The following is a 19,977-nucleotide window of genomic DNA, read 5'->3' as shown; positions in this document are numbered from 1 at the left end:
AGTATTATTTGTATAGCAAATATTTAGCCCGGATAGCTTTAAATTTGCTTAGGCCGGGTTCCCAGCTCCGGCGTACTTCTGCCTCGGTTTTGCCGGCAATAATCTGTTGCCTTAGTTCGTCGTTGCCGGCCAGTTTTTTAAAGTATGGTGTAAAAAAGTGGGCTTTATCCGGGTAAATGTTGTATATATCAATTAACCATGCCAAATTAAGCTTTCCGCTGCTGCGAATGGTTTGCATATTGTAATTTTTAAGGTCGATGCCATAGCAAATGGTATCTTTAAGCGGCGGTTTATCGCTCATGCCGGGGATGCTTACCGGCTTAAAGTTAAAGGTGTATTTATCCTTTAACAAAGGGCTGCCTATCACCTGGAACGGGAACAGCGTACCGCGGCCCAGGCTTAACTTGGTACCCTCAAAAAAACAGATATGCGGGTATAGTAAAACAGATTGTGCCGTGTTTAAATTAGGCGAGGGGTTAACCGGCAGTGTATAATCCATATCATGCTGATAATTGGCAACCTTAATAATTTTTAGTTTACACTTTACCTTGTTTTTTAACCATCCTTCGCCGTTTATCATTTGGGCGTATTCGGCAATGGTCATCCCGTGTAAAACGGGGATGGGGTGCATGCCTACAAACGAACGGAAGGCCGTATCTAAAATGGGGCCATCCACATAAACGCCGTTGGGGTTGGGCCTGTCCAGTATCATCAGTTCTATGTTATTTTCGGCGCAGGCCTCCATTACATAATGCAGGGTAGATATGTAGGTATAAAACCTGGTGCCTACATCCTGCACATCAAATAGCATCAGGTTGATGCCTTTCAGGTCGTCGGGCGTGGGTTTAAAGTGTTTGCCGTAAAGCGATAGGGCAGGCAGGCCGGTAACCGCATCAACCGTATTATCTATTTTGGCGCCATCGCTGGCATTACCCCTAAAGCCATGCTCGGGCCCGTAGATCTTTTTGATGTTTACGCCAAGTTTCAGCAAACTGTCTACCAAAGGTTTTTTGTTGCTGCCGATGATGGATGTCTGGTTGATGAGCATCCCGATCTTGCGGCCCTTAAGATAACCCAAATAGGTATCCAGCCGATCGGCAGCGGGTAAAACAGGGGCGATTAGTTGCTTTTTTTGGGCGTTATTTGGCGTTTTTTGGGCGCCGTTTGGGGCCTGCGCAAAATTATCGCATTTAAAAAAAAGCAGGCTCAATGCTAATATGGGAGTGTATAATTTGATGCCGGTCATAAGTTTTGATGTTAAAGCAAATTTTAACGTATTATGTTTACGTGTAAAAACGCATCTTTGCGAAGGTACAAAAAATCATTTCAGCATTGAATTTCGCAGGGTTTATATCAAGTCGTATTACATTTAAAAGCAAGCGCACATTCTCTAAACTGATTGTGCGCATAGCCATTATTGGCATAATGCTTGGCCTTGGCGTAATGATACTGTCTATAGCTGTTATTAAAGGCTTTAAACAGGAGATACGCGAAAAGGTGAGGGGATTTGCCGGCGACATACAGATTGTTAAGCTGGATAATAATGCATCTTATGAACGCTCTGCTTTTACAGATAGTGCGGCTATAGTAAAAGCAATCAGGTTGGTAGGGCAGGTTACCGGGGTTTACCCGTATGCGGCAAAACCCGGCATTATCAAGGCCAATAACGAGATTGAAGGTGTGGTGCTTAAGGGGGTAGACAAAACTTACAATTGGGACTATATTAAAAAAGCGATGGTTACGGGTACGGTTATCCAGTACAGCGATACTGCCGAAGTACAAAATCAGATCATGATATCGCAGCTTACGGCTAACCGGTTAAAATTAAAAACAGGCGACGACCTGATGATGTATTTTGTGCAGGAACCTCTGCGCAAGCGTAAACTTAAAATTGTTGGCGTGTTTAGCATAGGTGTAGATGAGGTTGACAAAACTTTTGTTATTGGCGACCTGGCCCTGGTAAAACGACTGAATAACTGGACCAAAGGCGAAATTGGCGGTTACGAAGTACGCATCAGCGATTTTAATGAACTGAATGCCACTGCTGATGCCATTAATGATAGAATCCCCATCAAGCTAAAATCATACACCGTGCTGGAGAACTATCCTACTATATTTGAATGGCTGGGGATGCTGGATGTAAATACCGTAGTAATGCTGGTACTGATGATAGCCGTAGCGGTTATTAATATGATATCTGCCCTGCTGATTATGATACTGGAACGTACGGCTATGATAGGGATGCTTAAAGCTATGGGCGCAGGTAACTGGGCTATCCAAAAAATATTTTTATACAATGCTACTTACCTTATAGGGCTTGGGCTGGTATTAGGTAATGCGCTTGGGCTTGGGCTGGGCTTCTTTCAGCAGCAAACGCATTTTTTTAAGCTGGACCGCGCATCTTACTACATGACTTTCGTCCCCATTAAAATTGTTTGGATGGATGTTTTACTGCTTAACCTGGGTACGCTTATCGTATGCCTGCTGGTGCTCATCATTCCATCTATGCTGGTTACGCGCATATCGCCGGTAAAAGCTATCAGATTTAAATAACGGTTTTAAAAAATTTTGAAGCCAATACCAAATCTTAGTACGTTTGTGTAAGCACCGCTGTTTTGCGCCCCAATCATACCTTTTGCATAATCAGAAAATCCATGAGCGTAACTTGCATTTATGCTAACTCTTTCATAATAAGCAGCTAATCCTAATTTTATCCGATTGTCTGTTTTTAAATTCCGGATATTGTTGTTAGTTCTGTAAACTGCGCCATTTTTTGAATAGATCATCCCTTCTTCATAAGAGCGGGTTACAAAAGCTGTTTCTACACCTGCAGAGAGGTCGAGTTGTATTTTTGATGCTTCCAGCCTGAACCCAATAAACGGATTAAGATTTATGTACTGGTTGCTAACTGTAGTTGTTCCGGTTGCGTAGGCCGGGTATGGGGTAGACGAGGGAGTGGTTTCTGTAATGTTTACTTTACTCCTTAAAACATCTGTACCTGTTTGCAGGCCTATAATAAAGTTGTTTTTTTGAATGTATTGGCCTTGCACGAATATACCGAAGCTGTTACCATTTTTGCTGCCATACGGATTATTAGTGTAATCGACCTGGCCCCGGTTAAGAATTGTTGTCGCTGTGGCAGATGGCCCCGAAAAATGCATCAGCGTAGTATATCCGCCGAATGAAAATTCGGTTTTTTGAGCAAATAGCAATGTGACAAAAAATAGCAGTGCAATAGTGAGTAAAGGTTTTCTCATTAATTGTTTGATAATGGTTTAGATCTGCAATAATGCAAAAATTAATCATCAAACAAGATGTAAGATCTAAGCAACTATTTTTTTTGCGTTTTAAAGCTGAATTTAAGGTTTACGCCACCGGCGCCAAAGCGGATATCCTGCGCGCCCAGGCCACCCAGCGGATACTTAACAAATGGCTCTACAATAAGCCTGTTGCCGCCTACAGGGTAACCCACTCCAAATGATAAGTTGAGCGTTTTACCAAAATAAAAGCTGTTGAAACTGTTGCGGGTTGTTTGCTGGTCCTCGCCGTTTGAATTGGGTGAAGCACCATTGCCGTAGGTATAGTTGTAAGTATAATTTTCGTTAATAAAAGTCCCCGAACTGAGCCCTGCTGATACATAGGTGTCATTTTTTTGCGGGTTAAATTCATATTTAATATTAATAGGGATATCAAGCCCAACCAGGCTGGCATTATAGTTTTTAAATATGGGCAGCACGGCCGATGTTGCAAACAAAGCTTCCTGTTTTAGCGCTGGGGCTGCGGCTACCATATTTTTTGCAGCACTTGTGGCCGGTGCATTTGATGTGTAGCTTAAAGAGTTTTGTGCCAGCGCCACACCTGTTGATAGCTTTAAATTTTTGCTCAACCTAAAATCAGATGTAATACCCGCGCCTGCATTTATCTGGCTGCTGCTGCCCTCGGCATAATTAAAGTAAGTGGCCGCATAAATACTAAAGTTTACCTTCTTTGCCGCCTGTTTATCAGCTGTAGTGGTGTTTTTTGATAGGTGTAAATTGTTTTCTGCAAGCATATCATTTATGTTTTTTACAGATTTTTGTTTTACTATATTGTTAGGCGTAGCGGTGTTTTTACTAAATGATTTTACACCGATTGAGTCGGGTTGGCTGTTATGGGCAATTTGCTGTTGGGCGGCAATATTAACAGCTATTTTAGGGCTGTCGGCAATGGTAGTTATGCCCGGTTTTGTTTGTGCTATTACAGTTTGCTGTGTATTGTTAAACACAGGCTGTGGATGACCTATCGGGTTTGCGTGTTGAGCATACGGCTTACTGTTGGAACCATTTGCTGCAGATGATGACATATAAGTTGGTTTAGTATAGGCCGGTATAACAATTGTTCTGTTGAATGCCGGGGTAGTGTTTTGGGCAATAACAGGTTGGTTGCTATCCGCATGCAGCGGTGCACCTTTTATACTGCTGCCGGTATTTGTTTTAGCGTGATCTGTTAAAGGTTGTTGCTTTTGTTTTGCAGCATGCTTTACTGCCATATTATTTATAGCCGTACCCGCGTTGTTATACCAAATGCCTAAACCCAAAAACACAACTGCAATGGCCGCAGCGCTGCTCCACCAAAGCCAGGCAACTTTATTGCGCCTTTCTTTAGCCGGGAGTTGCTTTTTTAATTGCGCCCAGCCGGCATCAGCGCCCGGATGTTCGTAATGATCAAACACCTGCCTGATACGGTTGCTTAGTTTTTTATCAAACTGCTCATTCATGGTGTCGTGTTTCGGTTGTTAACAGGTGCCTTAGTTTCTCTTTGGCCCTGCTTAGGTAAACCCTTGATGAACTTGCCGGCAGGTTCAATATTTTGCCTATTTCATCGTGGTTATAGCCGTCTATTTCGTACATGTTAAAAATTGTAAGCTGTATTTGAGGCAGCTGCTTCATTAGCTTTAAAATATCCTGTGCGTTTAAATTATCTATGGCGCTTGCATCGCTGCCAACACTGTATGCATGCTCTATATCTGTGTTACTTTGGTGCTTTAACTCTTTACGGCGGCGGTCAATAGCGGTATTCACAACAATTGTACGCAGCCAGGCCCTAAATGGTTTATCTGTATTATAAGTGTTTATGTTGTTAAATATTTTTATAAAAGCATCATTTACAACCTCTAAGGCATCATCCTGATTGTGGCTGTAACGCATGCTTACACCCATAGCATAGCCATAAAACTGTTTATATAGTAGTTCCTGGTGCTTTAGGCTGCCTGATTTACATCTACTGACTATCTCTTCCTCAGTAATGCGGTGAAGTAAATGCATCAATTATTGTTAATACCGCTCAAGTTGATTATTACATTACGCGCCAATTTCCTAAACGTTACAACCGAAGAAAAATATTACAAAAACTTGCCTTAAACATGTTAGGGCAGATATTCATAACAACAATTAATTGGTTTTTTTCAGGTCATATTGCAGGGCAAGGTTTTCGCTGGTCCTGGTCATCTGAAAAACACTGCCGTTGTAAACAAAAAGATATTCGCCTTCCAGATGGGTTTTTTGAGGTGTGCCCGTTTGGGGATAAGTATCGTCTACAAACTTAATTCCGTTGCCTGCAATACCGTAATGCCCCTTGCTGCCTGCATGTATTGTGCTGGTATCACCCAATACATGGTAGCCTATGCCCGGTTCTATGATCACCTTGATGTTTGCTTTTAAGGTATCGATAGTTGAGTTGGAGTTGCGGGTGATGCGCCTGAACTCGCCCGAAAAAGTACCTGCAGGATCGGGGATAGGGTCGCCATTATTGTTGCCCAAACAACCCGCTGCAAGTGTAAGCAGGAGTGGTAAAACATAAACTAATTTTTTCATATCCGTTTGTAATTACAATAACATTACGCAGGTAAATTATAAATGCTACAATTATGCTGTGTATTTAAACTTTTTTTGCCTCTTCCCAAAAAACATCCATTTCGGCCAGGTTCATATCATGCAGATTTTTGCCTTGCTCTTTTGCCTTGCTTTCTAAATATTGAAAGCGTTTGATGAATTTACGGTTCGTTTTTTCAAGCGCATCTTCGGGGTTGATGCCTATGAAACGGGCATAATTTATCAGCGAGAATAACAGATCGCCAAATTCACCTTCAGCCTTGTCATGGTCAATGGTGTTATCACCGGTAACATTATATTCCTCTTTAAATTCCTGCAGCTCTTCTTCTACCTTGGCCCAAACCTGTTCCTTATTATCCCAGTCGAACCCAACACCACGTGCTTTTTCCTGAATGCGTGATGCCTTTACCAGGGCCGGGAGTGATGCAGGTACGCCGCCTAAAACAGACTTGTTACCTTCTTTTAGTTTGATCTGTTCCCAATTGCGTTTAACATCGTCTTCGTTATTAACATGGGTATCGCTGTAAATATGCGGGTGGCGGTTAATCAGTTTATCACAAATGCCATTAAGCACACCGGTGATGTTAAAGCTATCAGTTTCTGATGCTATACGCGCATAAAAAACCAGGTGCAACATTAAATCGCCCAGTTCTTTCTTTATTTCTTCCATTTCGCCGCTTAATATGGCGTCAGATAGTTCGTAGGTTTCTTCTATGGTAAGATGCCTTAAGCTTTCCAGGGTTTGTTTTTTATCCCAGGGGCAGTTTATCCGCAGGTCGTCCATAATAGTTAGCAGGCGTTCGAACGCGCCGGATGGGGTGTGTGCGGCAATGGGTGCAGTTATTGGCATAGCATGATGTTATATAAACAAAGATAGGATATTCAATTGGCAGTTGTAAGTTGCCGGTTAGCAGTTAACAAATCTGAGTTGTGAGAGTTTGCATCTAAAAGGTTCATCCGCATATACTTACATCTATAGATCAGCTACCGCTCTCAGCATTTCCCTTTTACCGGGCGCGCCGGGTGCTTTTTGCACCTTTAAGCCCAAAGCTTTTATGCTGCGTTTAAGGTTGCCTGTTATAGCATAGGTTACAAATACGCCGCCGGGTTTTAAAAAACTAAGGGTGTGCGCAATAGTCTCGTCATTCCACATTTCGGGCTGATGTATGGCTGCAAAGGCATCAAAGTAAATTACATCGTATTTGTTAGCCGATGTAAAATCGGCCAGGGGGGTAACTGCAATATCCAGTTTTACTTTATTATTTAAAGGGGCATGTGCCGATGATACTGCTTTGTAATTTATTAAAAAACTATCCCAAACAGATGCAGATACGTAATTATTATAACCGGTGCGGCTAATTAGTTCAGTAGCAAGCGGGTAAGCTTCTATGCCGGTATATTCCAGGTTGATATTTTGTTGGGTACAAAAATCTGCCGTAAGCAAAAAATTCAGGCCAGTACCAAAACCCACTTCCAATATAGATACCTCATCGTTATTTGTGCCGGAATGTTCCAGAAAATACTCCAGGCCCGATCTTACAAAAACATGCAGGCTCTCTTGCAGTGCGCCGTGCCGCGAGTGATAATTTTCGCCAACCTGTGCATTATAAATAGTGTTAGAGCCATCGGCAGTGCTAACAATTGCTAAATGGGATGGCTGTTGGTTAGTTTCGTTCATCTGGCGGCAAATTACACAAATTGGCTGATTAACCCGCCCGGTACATAACCCGGCATCTAAATAGAAAACCCCTCTTCGCTGTGCGAAGGAGGGGTTAACAGTTTAATCTCAAAAAATATACACGCTAAAAAAATCCGTTTTTAATTTCGCAACTAAGCGCTCATTGCCAGCAGGCTGTTAAGCTTGTTGCAGTAATCGGGCAGGCTTATCTGTCCTTTATCATATGCTTTAACCAATTCATCCAGTTGTTGTTCAACAACACTGCTTTCGGGCTTCTGATCTTTACAAGCCACTTTTATTTCCTGTAGTTTACGCTGTGCCGATTTTTTCATTAACATAGGCTCTACATTCTTAGCCTGTTTCATTATGTTGTTGATCCTTTTACGGTTTTGGGCATCAAACTTAAGTATCAGGTACACAATTACCGACCCCGCCATCAGGAAGTAGAAGAAGTTAGCTGTAGATGTAGAAATAAGTTCGTCCATATAAATTATCTTTCACGTTAAAATAATTGCAGTGATAAGCGTATTTAGTACAGTTTATTACGCAGCCGGCGCTGTATAGGTTGCATATTTTTATAAAATGTTGAAAAATCTGCAGAGGGTTATCAGGACTGGCTTGCATAAAAAAATCAGATATAAACATTATCAGCATGTTATGTTTTTAAAACAAAGCATTTACCTTTGCCGCATGTTATCGGGCTACTTGTCATCTGCTTTTAAATTCGCACTTTTTTTTATACTGTTTAGTAGCAGTTTGGTTGCACTATCGCAAAAACGTAAAATAAAACAAGCTGAAGGTGGCCCCGCGGCTGCATCATTTAAATTTAAAACCATTGTTATTGATGCCGGCCACGGCGGTAAAGACCCCGGCGCGCACGGCACGTACTCTAACGAGAAAACCGTTGCATTAAGCATCGCTAAAAAGCTAAAAGCGGCTATTAACAGCGAGGTAAGCGGTGTGGATGTGATACTTACCCGCAGTACTGATAAGTTTATTGAATTACATAAACGTGCCGATATAGCTAATGATAATAAGGCGAACCTGTTTATCTCTATCCACTGCAATTCATCGCCCGAAAAGGTTGGGAGCAGACGGGGCACCTTATTGCTGGTATATGGGTTTCACCGTAAAGGGGAGCAAATGGAAGCCCTGCGCGAGAATGCCTCTATCTTTATAGAAAAAGATTACCAGAAAAAATATAACGGTTACGGAGACGACGCTGCTTTGAATGCCATTGTGCTGGCCGCTTTTCAGCAGCGGTACCGCAAGCAAAGTGTACAATTTGGTAACCTGCTCAATCATGAATTAAAAGTGAACCATGGCCGTAAAAGCCTGGGCGTACGCGAGCAGGGGGTGCTGGTATTACAGCAAAGTGGTATGCCCGGTATGCTGATAGAAACTGGTTTTATCAATAACCCGGCTGATGAAAAGTACCTTAACTCTGACGAAGGGCAGGCAAGCATCGTACAGGCGGTACTGGTAGCTATTAAAAAGTATAAAGATAGCTTTGAGTGATTTTTTTATTTGGTTAGATCCGCACCCAATTAATAAGGGTATGAAATTTGCGCAGAATTATTGTTAATTTAACACAATCATCTATGGAAAATCCGGTCGACTCATCGCGCAGAAAATTTATACGTAATAGTTCCATAAGTGCAGGCGCATTGCTGCTTGGCCCGGCGCTTTCCGGGCTGGCTGCTGCAACCCCGGCAAAACGGCTGGGGATAGCACTGGTGGGGTTGGGTGGTTATAGCAGCGGGCAGCTTGCCCCGGCCCTGCAAAAAACAAGTAACTGCTACCTGGCAGGTATTGTTACAGGCACGCCGTCTAAAGCGGTTGAATGGTCTAAAAAATATAACATCCCTCAAAAAAACATATATAATTATCAAAACTTTGATGATATAGCTAAAAACCCGGATATTGATATTGTGTACATCGTACTGCCTGTATTTATGCATAAAGAGTACACCATTCGTGCGGCGCAAGCGGGTAAACATGTTATTTGCGAAAAACCAATGGCGCTTAATGCGGCAGAATGCCGCGAAATGATAGCAGCCTGTAAAAAGGCCAATCGCCTGCTATCTATAGGTTATCGCCTGCATTTCGAACCGCATACACAAGAAGTTATGCGCCTTGGCCAGAAGCAAATATTAGGTAAAGTAACGCAATTAGAAACCGCTAACGGCTTTACCTACAATGGCGACCCAAACGCCTGGCGCATCAAAAAAGCTTTGGCAGGCGGTGGTGGTTTAATGGATATGGGTATCTACGCCATACAAGGCGCCCGTTACACACTGGGCCAGGAACCCATTGCTGTAAAAGCAACGCAAGAAAAAACCCGCCCCGAACTGTTTAAGGATGTGGACGAAACCGTTTTTTGGGAATTAAAGTTTCCGGGTGGGCAAAAAGTTACGGGCAAAAGCAGTTACAACCACGATTGGGGTTACTTGCGCGCCAAAACAGAAAAAGGCAGCTTTGAATTAGAGCCTGCCTACGGCTACGGCGGTTTAGATGGAAAAATAAACGGCAAGCCTATGCAAATACCCAATAATGCACAGCAAGCCGCACAAATGGATGATTTTGCAACCTGCGTTAACCTTAAAAAGCAAAGCCGCGTACCCGGCGAAGAAGGGCTGAAAGATATGAAGGTAGTAGATGCTATATACCGTAGTTTAAATAGCGGCAGATGGGAAAGTATCTAACATTGTTAATAGCTGAGATATAAGCTAAGATAATTGGAGAATAATATAAGTGATTGAGAACGCCCTCGTTAAGAATCCTATAATGTGTAACCTGCCAGGGAATTTACTTCATGCGATTTACAGCCTGTTTAATTGCCTGGATGAAAGCGGCGGGATTACTGTCTTCGCATCTTATTAAAATCTATGCAGTTTAAACGGATAATACTAATGGCGCTGATACCTCAATTAATAGCCGCATTTAGCTTTGCGCAAAAAATACCTTACGGTAAAAATGCAGCAGTTGGTAAATATTATGAGGTGCGCGGTATAAAGCTTTATGTAGAAGAATATGGCAGCGGCCCGCCTTTGTTAATGATACACGGCAACGGCGGTGATATGAGTGCCTTTAGTGAAAATGTGCCGTACTTTGCAAAAAAATACCGGGTGATACTGGTGGATAGCCGTTCGCAGGGGAAGTCAAAAGACCCTCGCACTTATATTACCTTTGAGCAGATGGCGGATGATTTTGCAGTGCTGCTGAATGCTTTGCACATCCCTAAAGCTTATGTTTTGGGTTGGAGCGATGGTGGCATCAATGCTATATTGATGGCTATACGCCATCCTGATAAAGTAATTAAATTTGCATCTACCGGTGCCAACATTACGGCTGATGCAGCTGCTTTTGGCAACGATGGCTGGGCCGGATCGCAAAAGTATTACAACGATAATAAGAACAAGATACGGCGCACCGCTGCCGAAAAAAATGCCTGGAAAATGTTTATGCTGGATTATGAACAGCCAAACATCAAACTTATCGATCTGCATAAAATTAAATGCCCTGCCTATATCATAGCAGGCGATCATGATGTGATTGCTGATAAGCACACCCGCCTGATACAGGCAAACATACCCGGTTCTAAATTATGGATTCTCAAAAATTCCGGCCATGGTACGCTGATAGAACACGCCGCCGAGTTTAATAAACGTGTAGACGCCTTTTTTAATGAAAATTAGGATTGTCATAAATTGTTCATAAAAAGATGTTTAAACATCTTTTTATGAACGGCATTTAAAACCTTTATCTATATTTGGCCATATAAAATAATTAAACAGACAAAAAACACAATGAAAAAGATCTTAACCTTAGCTGCAGCGGCATTATTTATGCAAACTGCTTTTGCACAAAGCACCTGGAAAGTTGACAAAGCCCACTCACAGGTAAAATTCTCTATCACTCACTTAGCAGTATCTGATGTGGATGGTAACTTTAAAGATTTTGATGCGACCATCGTTGCTGCAAAACCAGATTTTAGCGATGCAAAATATACTTTTAGTGCAAATACTGCATCGGTAAGCACAGATAACGAACGCCGCGACGGTCACCTGAAATCTCCTGAGTTTTTTGACGTAGCTAAATACCCAACCTTAACTTTTGTGAGCACAAGCGTTAAGCCAGCCGGTACAAATAAATATAAAGTTAGCGGTAACTTAACTTTAAACGGTGTTACCAAACCGGTTGTTTTAGATGCTACGTACCGTGGTACGGTAACTAACCCGATGACAAAAGGCCCTGATGCTGGTTTTAAAATTACAGGTACCATCAAGCGTACAGATTTTAACTTCGGCAGCAAATATGGCTCACCAATGTTAAGCGATGAAGTTGAACTTACTGCAAGCGGCGAATTCTTGAAACAATAATTTTTTCATAATCCAATAAAAAAGGGGCTCCTGATCATCAGGAGCCCCTTTTTTTATTATTAACAGATAGTTATCCTTCTATCCGCTTAAAAGTTAGAGTTTTACCCATAAACTTAAAATGCCAGTATCCTTTTACCTTAAGCAGGCCTTCTTTAGTTACGTATGCGGATGAATTCCAATGTTTGCCATGTTTGGCATCATATATAATGCCGTCTTCCCAAGTGTTGGTAGTAGGGTTGTAGGTAAGTTTTTCCAGCACATTCATGCCCAGTATTTTGCGGCTCCGTAAAGTTGGGTCGGGGTTTTGGTCATCCGTCCAGTAATCAAGGTCTTTAGAATCATCGTGGTCATCAAACCAAACAATTTTAGCTTTATATTCCTGGCCTTCGCGGTACACCTGTACAATCAGGTTGCCTTCTTCCAATTTCCATTTACCGCAAACCTGGTTAGACATGTTTAAACCTGCCGTGCCATAATTTGCTGCACTGTATAGCATTATCACCAAAAAGCTGCAAAAAAACCGTTTTGTCATACTATTGCAATTATCTTTAAATATAAACAATTGCAATGCCAGTTTTATAGATAACTAAAAAGAAATTTTTTTAAGTGGAATTATTGTACCCGTTTAAAGGTCATGGTTTTTCCAAGCAGCTTTATATGCCAGTAACCTTTTACTTTTAACAGGCCATCCTTGGTTAAAGATGCAGCGACATTCCAGTATTTGCCGCTTTGTACTTCATATATCTTACCGTTCTCCCACGTGTCAGATCCGCTGTTGTAGGTAAGGCCTTCCACAACGTTTAAGCCAAGCACTTTGCGGTCGCGCAGGGCCTTGTCCGGGTTTTTAATATCGGTAATGGTTTCCATTGGCTTTGTTTTGCTTACGCCACCGGTAAAACGTATTATTTTTGCTTTAAAGGTATTATTGTAGGGATATACTTCTACGGTAAGGTTTTTTTCTGCCGATTCCCACTTGCCGCAGATACGGTTTGCGGGGGTATCAGCCGGCCCAGTATTTTTAAAAAAGCTAAATACAAATAATACACAAAAACACAGGTAACGCATAGATATGATGTTTAATACAAAGTAAAGATCATACAATAATGCAGATATAGATATTGTTTACAAAATTATTAAATTTGTTTAACACCAATTAACCGCCTTAGCTTCAATGAAATTTTTTTATACCCTTTTAGTTATCATTTTTGTAACATTCGCTTTTAACGCATGCAAAAAAGATGCACCCAAAAAAAACATCGGTAAGGTTTATCTTTTAAAAAAGCTAACCCGCGGTACAGGCAACGATCAGGCTATAGACGAATACTCTTATGATGCTAAGAACAGACTTATTGCAACCAGCATTAATTCGGGCGTTGTTAAGTACATTTATACGTATGACGATCAGAACAGGCTGGCAAAAGTAGAGAATTACAGCGCCAATAGCCTTTACTCCACCCAAAATTACACTTACGCATCCGATGCCGTAAATATTACCGAAAGTTATTATGATGGCAGTACAGGTACCAAAAAGTTTGAATTAACCGGTGGCAGGGTGAGCAAATTTTTTAACCCGGGATATAACGAAACTTTGACTTATTCATACGATGCAAAAGGGAATGTTACCACAATATTTATCACTAATGTGGTAGATGCTGATACTTGGAACTATGTTTACGATGATAAAAACGGACCCTTATCTATGATAGGTGCACCTAATTTGCATGTTTTTTATTTAGAACGGGTAGGGGCGCCATACACCAATATAAATAACGTAGTAAGCACTACCCAGGGCGATGTTAAAACCGATTATGTTTATAATGCGGATGGTTTCCCTGTAAGTGCAGTATTTACAGATAAGGCTAACAATTTAAGTTATACATATACTTACGAATACATCATCAAATAATTCCACCGAAAACGTTATCGTTAATTGTTTAACAGGTAGTAGTGTATCTGCTACACAGTTTATATATTTGAGATGTAAACCAACCAATACACCTCACCTGTATGAAAAAACTGCCATTGCTGCTGCCTTTGCTGGGGTTTGCCCTGTCTGCATCGGCACAACAAAAAAATATATATCATAAAAACTGGGTGGATTTTAACAAGAACGGCCGTATGGATGTTTTTGAGGATCCGTCACAAAATATCGAAAAGCGCATTGGCGATCTGCTTGGCCAGATGACCGTTGAGGAGAAAACCTGCCAGATGGCAACGCTTTACGGCTATAAGCGTGTGCTTAAAGACGAGATGCCCGTAGCCGGTTGGAAGAATGAGATCTGGAAGGACGGTATTGCCAATATTGATGAGGAACTCAATAATCTTACTTCGCATACAGATGATGCGCCTACACAATACTCGTACCCTTTCAGCAAACATGCATCGGCTATCAATACGATACAAAAGTGGTTTGTAGAAGAAACCCGTATGGGCATCCCGGTTGATTTTACCAACGAGGGCATCCACGGCCTTAATCATGACCGCGCAACGCCTTTACCGGCCCCCATTGGCATTGGCAGTACCTGGGATAAGCAACTGGTACGCCGCGCCGGGCAAACCGTTGGCCGCGAAGCCAAAGCATTAGGCTATACCAATATTTATGCCCCGATACTGGACCCTGCCCGCGACCAGCGCTGGGGCCGTGTGGTAGAGTGTTATGGCGAAAACCCTTTCCTGATAGCAGAAATGGGTAAGCAAATGGTGCTGGGCATCCAGGAGGAGGGCGTGGCATCAACGCTTAAACATTATGCCGTTTACAGTGTGCCCAAGGGTGGCCGTGATGGCAGTGCCCGTACAGACCCGCATGTGGCCCCGCGCGAGATGCACCAGATCTACCTGTACCCGTTTCGACGTGTGATACAGGAGGCGCACCCGATGGGGGTAATGAGCAGTTATAACGATTGGGATGGTGTGCCCGTTACCGGCAGCTATTATTTTTTAACCGAATTGCTTCGCCAGAAATTTGGTTTCCAGGGATATGTGGTAAGCGATAGCGAGGCGGTGGAATATCTATACTCTAAACACAAAGTAGCTATTGATTATAAGGAAGCCGTACGCCAGGCGGTAGAGGCCGGGCTAAACGTGCGTACCAACTTTACCATGCCGCAAACCTTTGTACTGCCCCTGCGCGAACTGATCAAAGAAAATAAGATCTCCATGAAAACAATTGACTCGCGCGTAGCAGATGTATTGCGGGTAAAGTTCCGGTTAGGGTTATTTGATAACCCCTATGTTAAAGATCCTAAAGCTGCTGATAAAATAGTACACACTAAAACTGATGCACAGATGAGCCTGCAGATGAACCGCGAAAGCATGGTGCTTTTAAAGAATGAAAATAACCTGCTGCCCTTAGATAAAAGCAAATACAAAAACATATTGGTAACCGGCCCGCTGGCGGTAGAAAGTAATTATGCTATAAGCCGTTATGGCCCGTCTCATAACCCGATTATCAGCGCGCTGGATGGGATTAAAAATTACGTAGGCACTAACAGTAAGGTAAGCTATACCAAAGGATGTGATATGGTGGATGCCACCTGGCCGGAGAGCGAGATCATTGAAACACCATTAACCGCGCAGGAGCAGGCAGGCATAGATTCGGCAGTAGCGCAGGCCAGGCTATCAGACGTTGTTATAGCCGTTGTAGGCGAAGATGTGGATAGGGTGGGCGAAAGTCTGTCGCGCACGGGTTTAAACCTCCCGGGCCGCCAGTTAAAGCTGATACAGGCTTTGCAGGCAACGGGCAAGCCGGTAGTTATGGTGATGATAAACGGGCAGCCGCTAACTATCAACTGGGAAAATAAATATGTGCCTGCCATTTTAGAGGCCTGGTTCCCGAGCGTACAAAGCGGGCAGGTAATTGCCGAAACACTTTTTGGCGATAATAATCCCGGCGGTAAGCTGCCCATTACCTTCCCTAAAACAACCGGGCAGATAGAGTTTAACTTTCCGTTTAAACCCAACTCGCAGGCAGGGCAGGGTGGGGCAAACAGCTGGGGTAAAACCAGTGTTAACGGCGCGTTGTACCCGTTTGGTTACGGCTTAAGCTATACCAAATTTGAATACAGCACCCTGCAGGTGTCTCCCCAAAAAGGTCAGTCGCAGGGTGACGTTACTGTTACCGTTGATGTAACCAATACCGGCCAGCGTAAAGGGGATGATGTGGTACAGTTGTATTTAAAAGATGATATCAGCACGGTAACCACTTATGAGTACGACCTGCGCGGCTTTGAACGCGTAAGCTTAAACCCAGGCGAAAAGAAAACCGTAACCTTTACCCTGCACCCGGATGACCTGGCCCTGCTGGATAAAAATATGAACTGGACCGTTGAACCCGGTACCTTCCAGGTGTGGATTGGCGCATCATCAGAAGATATCAAGTTGAAGAAAGGGTTTACGGTAGAGTAGAATTTAATATCCATAAGCAATTAATGTTCAAATTTTTTTTAACAAATAACTGATGCCAAAACGTTTCGACTGGGTTCCCTCAGCATATCAAGATCATATGGAAAATATCACAATCCGCCCGGCAACAATAGCCGATATAGATACATTGCGCCAATTTGAGCAGGGCGTTATCAGCGCAGAAAGGCCGTTTGACCCAACCCTAAAGGATGGGCATATTAACTATTACGACCTGAACGAGTTTATCACCGCCCCGCATATTTACTTATTAGTGGCCGAACTGAACGGCGGGTTAATTGGCAGTGGCTATTCGCGTATCGAAACTTCTAAGATCTATTTAAAACATCAGCAGCACGCCTACCTGGGCTTTATGTATGTGTTGCCGCAGCACCGTGGTAAAGGGGTAAATAAAATGATTATTGATGCGTTGAAAGAATGGTCGGTTAAGCAGGGTGTTACCGAATTCAGCCTGCAGGTGTATTATCAAAACACCTCTGCTATTAAAGCTTATGAAAAAGCAGGTTTCAATAGACACATGATAAAAATGAGAATGGGATTATCCTAAACGGCTGATTAATTAAATTACAATTTTAAAAAGTTCATCAACTTATTGTAGTTTGCAGCATTTTTTATAGATTTATAGCAAGAAATTAACCTGAACTATTTAAAGGTAACAGATACTTAATGGAGATAAAGGGTACCGGGGTAAAAAGCGGCTGGCTAAAAAATATGATCATTAAACGATTATATTTTGATAAGGCGATGTCTTGTGCAGCATTAAGCCAGCTTTTTGATAAAAGCATCCCATCAATAGCGAAAGCTATAAACGAACTGATAAAAGAAGGTTTTGTAATAGAGCAGGGGTATGCCCCGTCAAGCGGTGGCCGCAGGCCGTTAATGTATGCCATTAATACCAATGCCATGTTTATATTGGCAGTGGCTATGGATCAGCTATCTTCCCGCATACAGCTCATCGATCTGAATAATAACCCGGTTGCCGAAATGGCCACTGTAGAACTTAAACTGCATAACAACGATAATGCCCTTGCCGAACTGATAAGCCACCTGAACAATTACATAGAAGAAAGCGGGATCCCTAAAAAGAAGATTGCGGGTATTGGTATAGGCATGCCCGGCTTTATCAATGCAGTAGAAGGGATCAACTATACTTATATGGACGCCGGTGGTGAAAGCCTGAGCAAATATATCAGCAGGGAAACAGGTATAACCACTTATATAGATAATGATAGCAGCCTGATAGCGCTTGCCGAACAAAAGTTTGGCATTGCCCGCTCACAGCAGGAAGTGATGGTGATAAACCTGGGCTGGGGTATAGGGTTGGGGATGATCATAGATGGCAAGATCTTTCGCGGATACAACGGTTTTGCAGGCGAGTTGAGCCACATCCCGCTATCAGATAATGGCGCGCTATGCCTTTGCGGTAAACGCGGCTGTTTAGAAGCAGAAGCATCTATGCTGGTTGTAGCCGAAAAGGCCGAAGAGGGCATAAAAAAAGGCCGCGTAACCAGCCTTAAGCCACATAACGGGCAATCAAAATTAATGGGCGATGCCCTGATGGAAGCTGCCAACCAGGGCGACCAGTTTGCTATTGAACTTTTAACAGATGCCGGTTATAAAATAGGCAAGGCGCTGGCCATCCTTATCCATATCATGAACCCGGCAAATATTGTATTAAGTGGCCGCGGGGCAAAGGTTGGCCGTATTTTAATGGCCCCCATACAGCAGGCACTGCATAAATATAGTATCCCGCGCCTGGCATCAGGTACCGAATTACTGATATCATCTTTAGGTTTCGATGCCGAACTTATTGGTGCGGCTGTGTTGGTGATGGAACACTTTGACAAAGAAGAACAGGGTAAGTAGTTTTTTGCGTGCTATTAGTGATTATTAGTAGTGATTCCATTGAATTTTTCACTTCCCTACATTATTTAGGGGGCTAAACTAATCAGCAGAATACTTAAAAACAAAAAACCCCCATGCGCCACACAACAGGCCTCATGGGGGGCTAACCATTCTGCTAAAAGATCTTAGTTATAGCCAATACTTTCGGTAGGGTATTTAGCACTTTCATGTATTTCAAGCCATTTGGAAATATAAGCGGCAACTTTCTGCCAGCCATCCTGCCCGCAGATCCAGTGTGTGCGGCCGGCAAACTCCTTATAATCAGCTATACTTTTATCATCCGTGTAGGCTTTGGCATTACGTTCGCAAAGTTCAGCCGGGATGATCTCATCCTTTTCGGCGCCAATAAATAACAGTGGCGCATGCGGTAATGCGGTATCAATCTGTCCCTCTTCTCCCATGCAATCGCGCAAAATATTGCGGCTATCGTGCGTGGCTGTTTCTTCAAAGGCCAATTTGGCTTCCTCTAAACTCATCGTGTTGCAAAAGGCAGCATGAAAAGTCTCCAGATCAGTAAAAAACGGTTCATTACCTTTAAACGGATTGGCAATAAGTGCGCTGTTTTTCATAAAACCCCAGTCAAACGCCAGCATGCCATTTGGCGCAACCGAACTGATAGCTACTCCTGAATCTGCCATGCCTTTGGCAACCATCAGCTGCACTATCAGGCCGCCAACAGAATGGCCTATTAATATAGGTGGCTCATCTTGTACTGTTATTAATGCTTCAATATTTTTAATAACCTTTTTTAAGTGCAGATCGCCCAGCTTCTCTGGCGGATATTTGCGCAGGTCTTCAGGCTCCCCTTCATGCCTTGGCCAGGCCGGTGCAATACAATTATAGCCTATACGGGTAAAGTAATCTACCCAGTTATCCCAACTTTTTGGGTTTTGAAACATACCATGAATAAATAGGATCGTTTTCATAGATGGTTTTTTTTCATTGATCCACCCAAAAACATACCAAAGGTTTAATTATTTTCTCTGTGAGAAAATAAAAAGCATTCATATAAGTTTTGAAAATTGATTATCAGATGGTTATGCTATCGCCAACCTGGTATATTTCGTTGAATTTAATGCCGGAACGGCTAAAGTGCTTTTTGTAATTTTGATAGCGTTGTTCAATAAAAAATGCTTTAGCGTAGCCATCATGTACAGGCAGTATTTGTTTTGGCTTTACGATATCAGCAAATGCGGCTATGCGCAGTTCGTTGGTAAAGGGGGCCATGGTTACCATTAAAAGTAATTCTATGCCCTGGTACGCTGTTAATTTAGCCTCCATAGAATCAACCGGGTGCAATACTTTATCGTTAATGATAAAACCCGTCATCTGCGGGATGGGGTTATCCAGCAAAGGTTCGTGCTGTACCGGGAACGCCTGCAATTTAAAAGGGCCAATAGGGTAAACGCCTTCTTCTATTAAATTAAAAGTGATGCCTGCTTTAGTAATAGCATTGCCAACCTCGGTATTGGTGTACACCGTCGCATTGCTTAAGGCAATAATTTTTTTCAGATTTTCTATATCCAGATGGTCGGGGTGGATGTGGGTGATAACTATACCCTGTACATCGGCAAACATCTGCGGCGAAACCTCGCCTTCGGCAAAGCTGAACTTACCTGGGTCAAACAGTAATTTAAAGCCGTTTAATTCAAAAACAAGGCAGGAATGCAGGTATTTGGTGATCTTCATAACAAGCGGTGTGTAATTATAACTTACCGCTTTT

At 42.6% G+C, this 19,977-nt stretch carries 21 protein-coding genes; 9 read left to right on the top strand and 12 right to left on the bottom strand.

Annotated features, from left to right (window positions below; translation table 11 throughout):
* Positions 1 to 4 precede the first annotated feature (4 nt).
* Positions 5 to 1,246 carry an exo-beta-N-acetylmuramidase NamZ family protein gene (locus E2R65_RS02865; protein WP_134334961.1) on the bottom strand — a complete coding sequence of 414 codons (1,242 nt, stop codon included), beginning with the start codon at positions 1,244 to 1,246 and terminating at the stop codon, positions 5 to 7.
* Between the two features lie 86 nt (positions 1,247 to 1,332).
* Between E2R65_RS02865 and E2R65_RS02860 the strand changes: the two genes are divergently transcribed.
* Entirely contained in the window at positions 1,333 to 2,553 is a 1,221-nt protein-coding gene (locus E2R65_RS02860) for an ABC transporter permease (RefSeq protein WP_134334960.1), read from the top strand.
* Between the two features lie 5 nt (positions 2,554 to 2,558).
* On the opposite strand, the gene E2R65_RS02855 is transcribed toward E2R65_RS02860, so the two are convergent.
* The 7 genes from E2R65_RS02855 to E2R65_RS02825 all read right to left on the bottom strand — a co-directional run bounded on the left by E2R65_RS02855 (position 2,559) and on the right by E2R65_RS02825 (position 8,033).
* The gene (locus E2R65_RS02855) at positions 2,559 to 3,257 is read right to left on the bottom strand and encodes a hypothetical protein (RefSeq protein ID WP_134334959.1); all 699 of its coding nucleotides are present in this window, start codon (positions 3,255 to 3,257) and stop codon (positions 2,559 to 2,561) included.
* 74 nt (positions 3,258 to 3,331) lie between these two features.
* Complete coding sequence (locus tag E2R65_RS02850) at positions 3,332 to 4,756, bottom strand: porin family protein (RefSeq protein ID WP_134334958.1); 1,425 nt, start codon at positions 4,754 to 4,756, stop codon at positions 3,332 to 3,334.
* Positions 4,749 to 5,303, bottom strand: a complete 555-nt coding sequence (locus tag E2R65_RS02845; protein WP_134334957.1) for an RNA polymerase sigma factor — start codon at positions 5,301 to 5,303, stop codon at positions 4,749 to 4,751. Before E2R65_RS02845 ends, E2R65_RS02850 begins: the two co-directional genes overlap by 8 nt.
* Before the next feature lie 126 nt (positions 5,304 to 5,429).
* A complete protein-coding gene (locus E2R65_RS02840; RefSeq protein ID WP_134334956.1) occupies positions 5,430 to 5,852 on the bottom strand; it encodes a hypothetical protein in 423 nt (140 codons plus the stop codon).
* A gap of 64 nt (positions 5,853 to 5,916) precedes the next feature.
* Positions 5,917 to 6,720, bottom strand: coding sequence for a nucleoside triphosphate pyrophosphohydrolase (mazG, locus tag E2R65_RS02835; RefSeq protein WP_134334955.1), 804 nt, complete (start codon positions 6,718 to 6,720; stop codon positions 5,917 to 5,919).
* Between the two features lie 123 nt (positions 6,721 to 6,843).
* A complete protein-coding gene (gene mnmD, locus E2R65_RS02830; RefSeq protein ID WP_134334954.1) occupies positions 6,844 to 7,548 on the bottom strand; it encodes a tRNA (5-methylaminomethyl-2-thiouridine)(34)-methyltransferase MnmD in 705 nt (234 codons plus the stop codon).
* A 152-nt stretch (positions 7,549 to 7,700) separates the two neighbouring features.
* Entirely contained in the window at positions 7,701 to 8,033 is a 333-nt protein-coding gene (locus E2R65_RS02825) for a hypothetical protein (protein ID WP_134334953.1), read from the bottom strand.
* A gap of 172 nt (positions 8,034 to 8,205) precedes the next feature.
* Here E2R65_RS02825 and E2R65_RS02820 point away from each other — a divergent pair, with 172 nt between their 5' ends.
* The 4 genes from E2R65_RS02820 to E2R65_RS02805 all read left to right on the top strand — a co-directional run bounded on the left by E2R65_RS02820 (position 8,206) and on the right by E2R65_RS02805 (position 11,930).
* Positions 8,206 to 9,066, top strand: coding sequence for an N-acetylmuramoyl-L-alanine amidase family protein (locus tag E2R65_RS02820; RefSeq protein ID WP_158285202.1), 861 nt, complete (start codon positions 8,206 to 8,208; stop codon positions 9,064 to 9,066).
* Between the two features lie 83 nt (positions 9,067 to 9,149).
* Positions 9,150 to 10,253, top strand: a complete 1,104-nt coding sequence (locus E2R65_RS02815; protein ID WP_134334951.1) for a Gfo/Idh/MocA family protein — start codon at positions 9,150 to 9,152, stop codon at positions 10,251 to 10,253.
* 207 nt (positions 10,254 to 10,460) lie between these two features.
* Complete coding sequence (locus tag E2R65_RS02810; protein ID WP_134334950.1) at positions 10,461 to 11,246, top strand: alpha/beta fold hydrolase; 786 nt, start codon at positions 10,461 to 10,463, stop codon at positions 11,244 to 11,246.
* 111 nt (positions 11,247 to 11,357) lie between these two features.
* Complete coding sequence (locus E2R65_RS02805; protein ID WP_134334949.1) at positions 11,358 to 11,930, top strand: YceI family protein; 573 nt, start codon at positions 11,358 to 11,360, stop codon at positions 11,928 to 11,930.
* Positions 11,931 to 12,000: 70 nt separating this feature from the next.
* Here E2R65_RS02805 and E2R65_RS02800 read toward each other — a convergent pair whose 3' ends face one another.
* Both E2R65_RS02800 and E2R65_RS02795 read right to left on the bottom strand, forming a co-directional pair.
* Entirely contained in the window at positions 12,001 to 12,462 is a 462-nt protein-coding gene (locus tag E2R65_RS02800; RefSeq protein WP_134334948.1) for a DUF2147 domain-containing protein, read from the bottom strand.
* Positions 12,463 to 12,542: 80 nt separating this feature from the next.
* Complete coding sequence (locus tag E2R65_RS02795) at positions 12,543 to 13,031, bottom strand: DUF2147 domain-containing protein (protein WP_158285201.1); 489 nt, start codon at positions 13,029 to 13,031, stop codon at positions 12,543 to 12,545.
* Between the two features lie 70 nt (positions 13,032 to 13,101).
* Here E2R65_RS02795 and E2R65_RS02790 point away from each other — a divergent pair, with 70 nt between their 5' ends.
* The 4 genes from E2R65_RS02790 (at position 13,102) to E2R65_RS02775 (ending at position 18,215) form a co-directional block, all read left to right on the top strand.
* On the top strand, positions 13,102 to 13,836 hold the full coding sequence (locus E2R65_RS02790; protein WP_134334946.1) for a hypothetical protein: 735 nt from the start codon (positions 13,102 to 13,104) through the stop codon (positions 13,834 to 13,836).
* Positions 13,837 to 13,937: 101 nt separating this feature from the next.
* Positions 13,938 to 16,334 carry a glycoside hydrolase family 3 N-terminal domain-containing protein gene (locus E2R65_RS02785; RefSeq protein ID WP_134334945.1) on the top strand — a complete coding sequence of 799 codons (2,397 nt, stop codon included), beginning with the start codon at positions 13,938 to 13,940 and terminating at the stop codon, positions 16,332 to 16,334.
* A gap of 97 nt (positions 16,335 to 16,431) precedes the next feature.
* Positions 16,432 to 16,896 carry a GNAT family N-acetyltransferase gene (locus E2R65_RS02780; protein ID WP_134334944.1) on the top strand — a complete coding sequence of 155 codons (465 nt, stop codon included), beginning with the start codon at positions 16,432 to 16,434 and terminating at the stop codon, positions 16,894 to 16,896.
* A gap of 119 nt (positions 16,897 to 17,015) precedes the next feature.
* Positions 17,016 to 18,215 (top strand): ROK family protein, encoded by a 1,200-nt coding sequence (locus E2R65_RS02775; RefSeq protein WP_134334943.1) that lies wholly within the window; start codon positions 17,016 to 17,018, stop codon positions 18,213 to 18,215.
* A 164-nt stretch (positions 18,216 to 18,379) separates the two neighbouring features.
* Here the strand turns inward: E2R65_RS02775 and E2R65_RS02770 are convergent, their stop codons facing one another.
* A complete protein-coding gene (locus E2R65_RS02770; RefSeq protein ID WP_134334942.1) occupies positions 18,380 to 19,180 on the bottom strand; it encodes an alpha/beta hydrolase in 801 nt (266 codons plus the stop codon).
* A gap of 103 nt (positions 19,181 to 19,283) precedes the next feature.
* Complete coding sequence (locus E2R65_RS02765) at positions 19,284 to 19,943, bottom strand: MBL fold metallo-hydrolase (protein WP_134334941.1); 660 nt, start codon at positions 19,941 to 19,943, stop codon at positions 19,284 to 19,286.
* Between the last annotated feature and the right edge of the window lie 34 nt (positions 19,944 to 19,977).

The sequence above is a fragment of the Mucilaginibacter phyllosphaerae genome (genome assembly GCF_004378255.1).
GTDB classification, from domain to species: Bacteria; Bacteroidota; Bacteroidia; order Sphingobacteriales; family Sphingobacteriaceae; genus Mucilaginibacter; species Mucilaginibacter phyllosphaerae.
Note: the sequence above shows the minus strand (reverse complement) of the source record. Positions and strands in the feature narration are given on the sequence as shown.

Bases quoted from the DNA above. Each gene is read 5' to 3' on its own strand.
- E2R65_RS02865 (WP_134334961.1), bottom strand. From the start codon at position 1,246: ATGACCGGCATCAAATTATACACTCCCATATTAGCATTGAGCCTGCTT.
- E2R65_RS02855 (WP_134334959.1), bottom strand. From the start codon at position 3,257: ATGAGAAAACCTTTACTCACTATTGCACTGCTATTTTTTGTCACATTG.
- E2R65_RS02850 (WP_134334958.1), bottom strand. From the start codon at position 4,756: ATGAATGAGCAGTTTGATAAAAAACTAAGCAACCGTATCAGGCAGGTG.
- E2R65_RS02845 (WP_134334957.1), bottom strand. From the start codon at position 5,303: ATGCATTTACTTCACCGCATTACTGAGGAAGAGATAGTCAGTAGATGT.
- E2R65_RS02840 (WP_134334956.1), bottom strand. From the start codon at position 5,852: ATGAAAAAATTAGTTTATGTTTTACCACTCCTGCTTACACTTGCAGCG.
- mazG (WP_134334955.1), bottom strand. From the start codon at position 6,720: ATGCCAATAACTGCACCCATTGCCGCACACACCCCATCCGGCGCGTTC.
- mnmD (WP_134334954.1), bottom strand. From the start codon at position 7,548: ATGAACGAAACTAACCAACAGCCATCCCATTTAGCAATTGTTAGCACT.
- E2R65_RS02825 (WP_134334953.1), bottom strand. From the start codon at position 8,033: ATGGACGAACTTATTTCTACATCTACAGCTAACTTCTTCTACTTCCTG.
- E2R65_RS02820 (WP_158285202.1), top strand. From the start codon at position 8,206: ATGTTTTTAAAACAAAGCATTTACCTTTGCCGCATGTTATCGGGCTAC.
- E2R65_RS02815 (WP_134334951.1), top strand. From the start codon at position 9,150: ATGGAAAATCCGGTCGACTCATCGCGCAGAAAATTTATACGTAATAGT.
- E2R65_RS02810 (WP_134334950.1), top strand. From the start codon at position 10,461: ATGGCGCTGATACCTCAATTAATAGCCGCATTTAGCTTTGCGCAAAAA.
- E2R65_RS02805 (WP_134334949.1), top strand. From the start codon at position 11,358: ATGAAAAAGATCTTAACCTTAGCTGCAGCGGCATTATTTATGCAAACT.
- E2R65_RS02800 (WP_134334948.1), bottom strand. From the start codon at position 12,462: ATGACAAAACGGTTTTTTTGCAGCTTTTTGGTGATAATGCTATACAGT.
- E2R65_RS02790 (WP_134334946.1), top strand. From the start codon at position 13,102: ATGAAATTTTTTTATACCCTTTTAGTTATCATTTTTGTAACATTCGCT.
- E2R65_RS02785 (WP_134334945.1), top strand. From the start codon at position 13,938: ATGAAAAAACTGCCATTGCTGCTGCCTTTGCTGGGGTTTGCCCTGTCT.
- E2R65_RS02780 (WP_134334944.1), top strand. From the start codon at position 16,432: ATGGAAAATATCACAATCCGCCCGGCAACAATAGCCGATATAGATACA.
- E2R65_RS02775 (WP_134334943.1), top strand. From the start codon at position 17,016: ATGGAGATAAAGGGTACCGGGGTAAAAAGCGGCTGGCTAAAAAATATG.
- E2R65_RS02770 (WP_134334942.1), bottom strand. From the start codon at position 19,180: ATGAAAACGATCCTATTTATTCATGGTATGTTTCAAAACCCAAAAAGT.
- E2R65_RS02765 (WP_134334941.1), bottom strand. From the start codon at position 19,943: ATGAAGATCACCAAATACCTGCATTCCTGCCTTGTTTTTGAATTAAAC.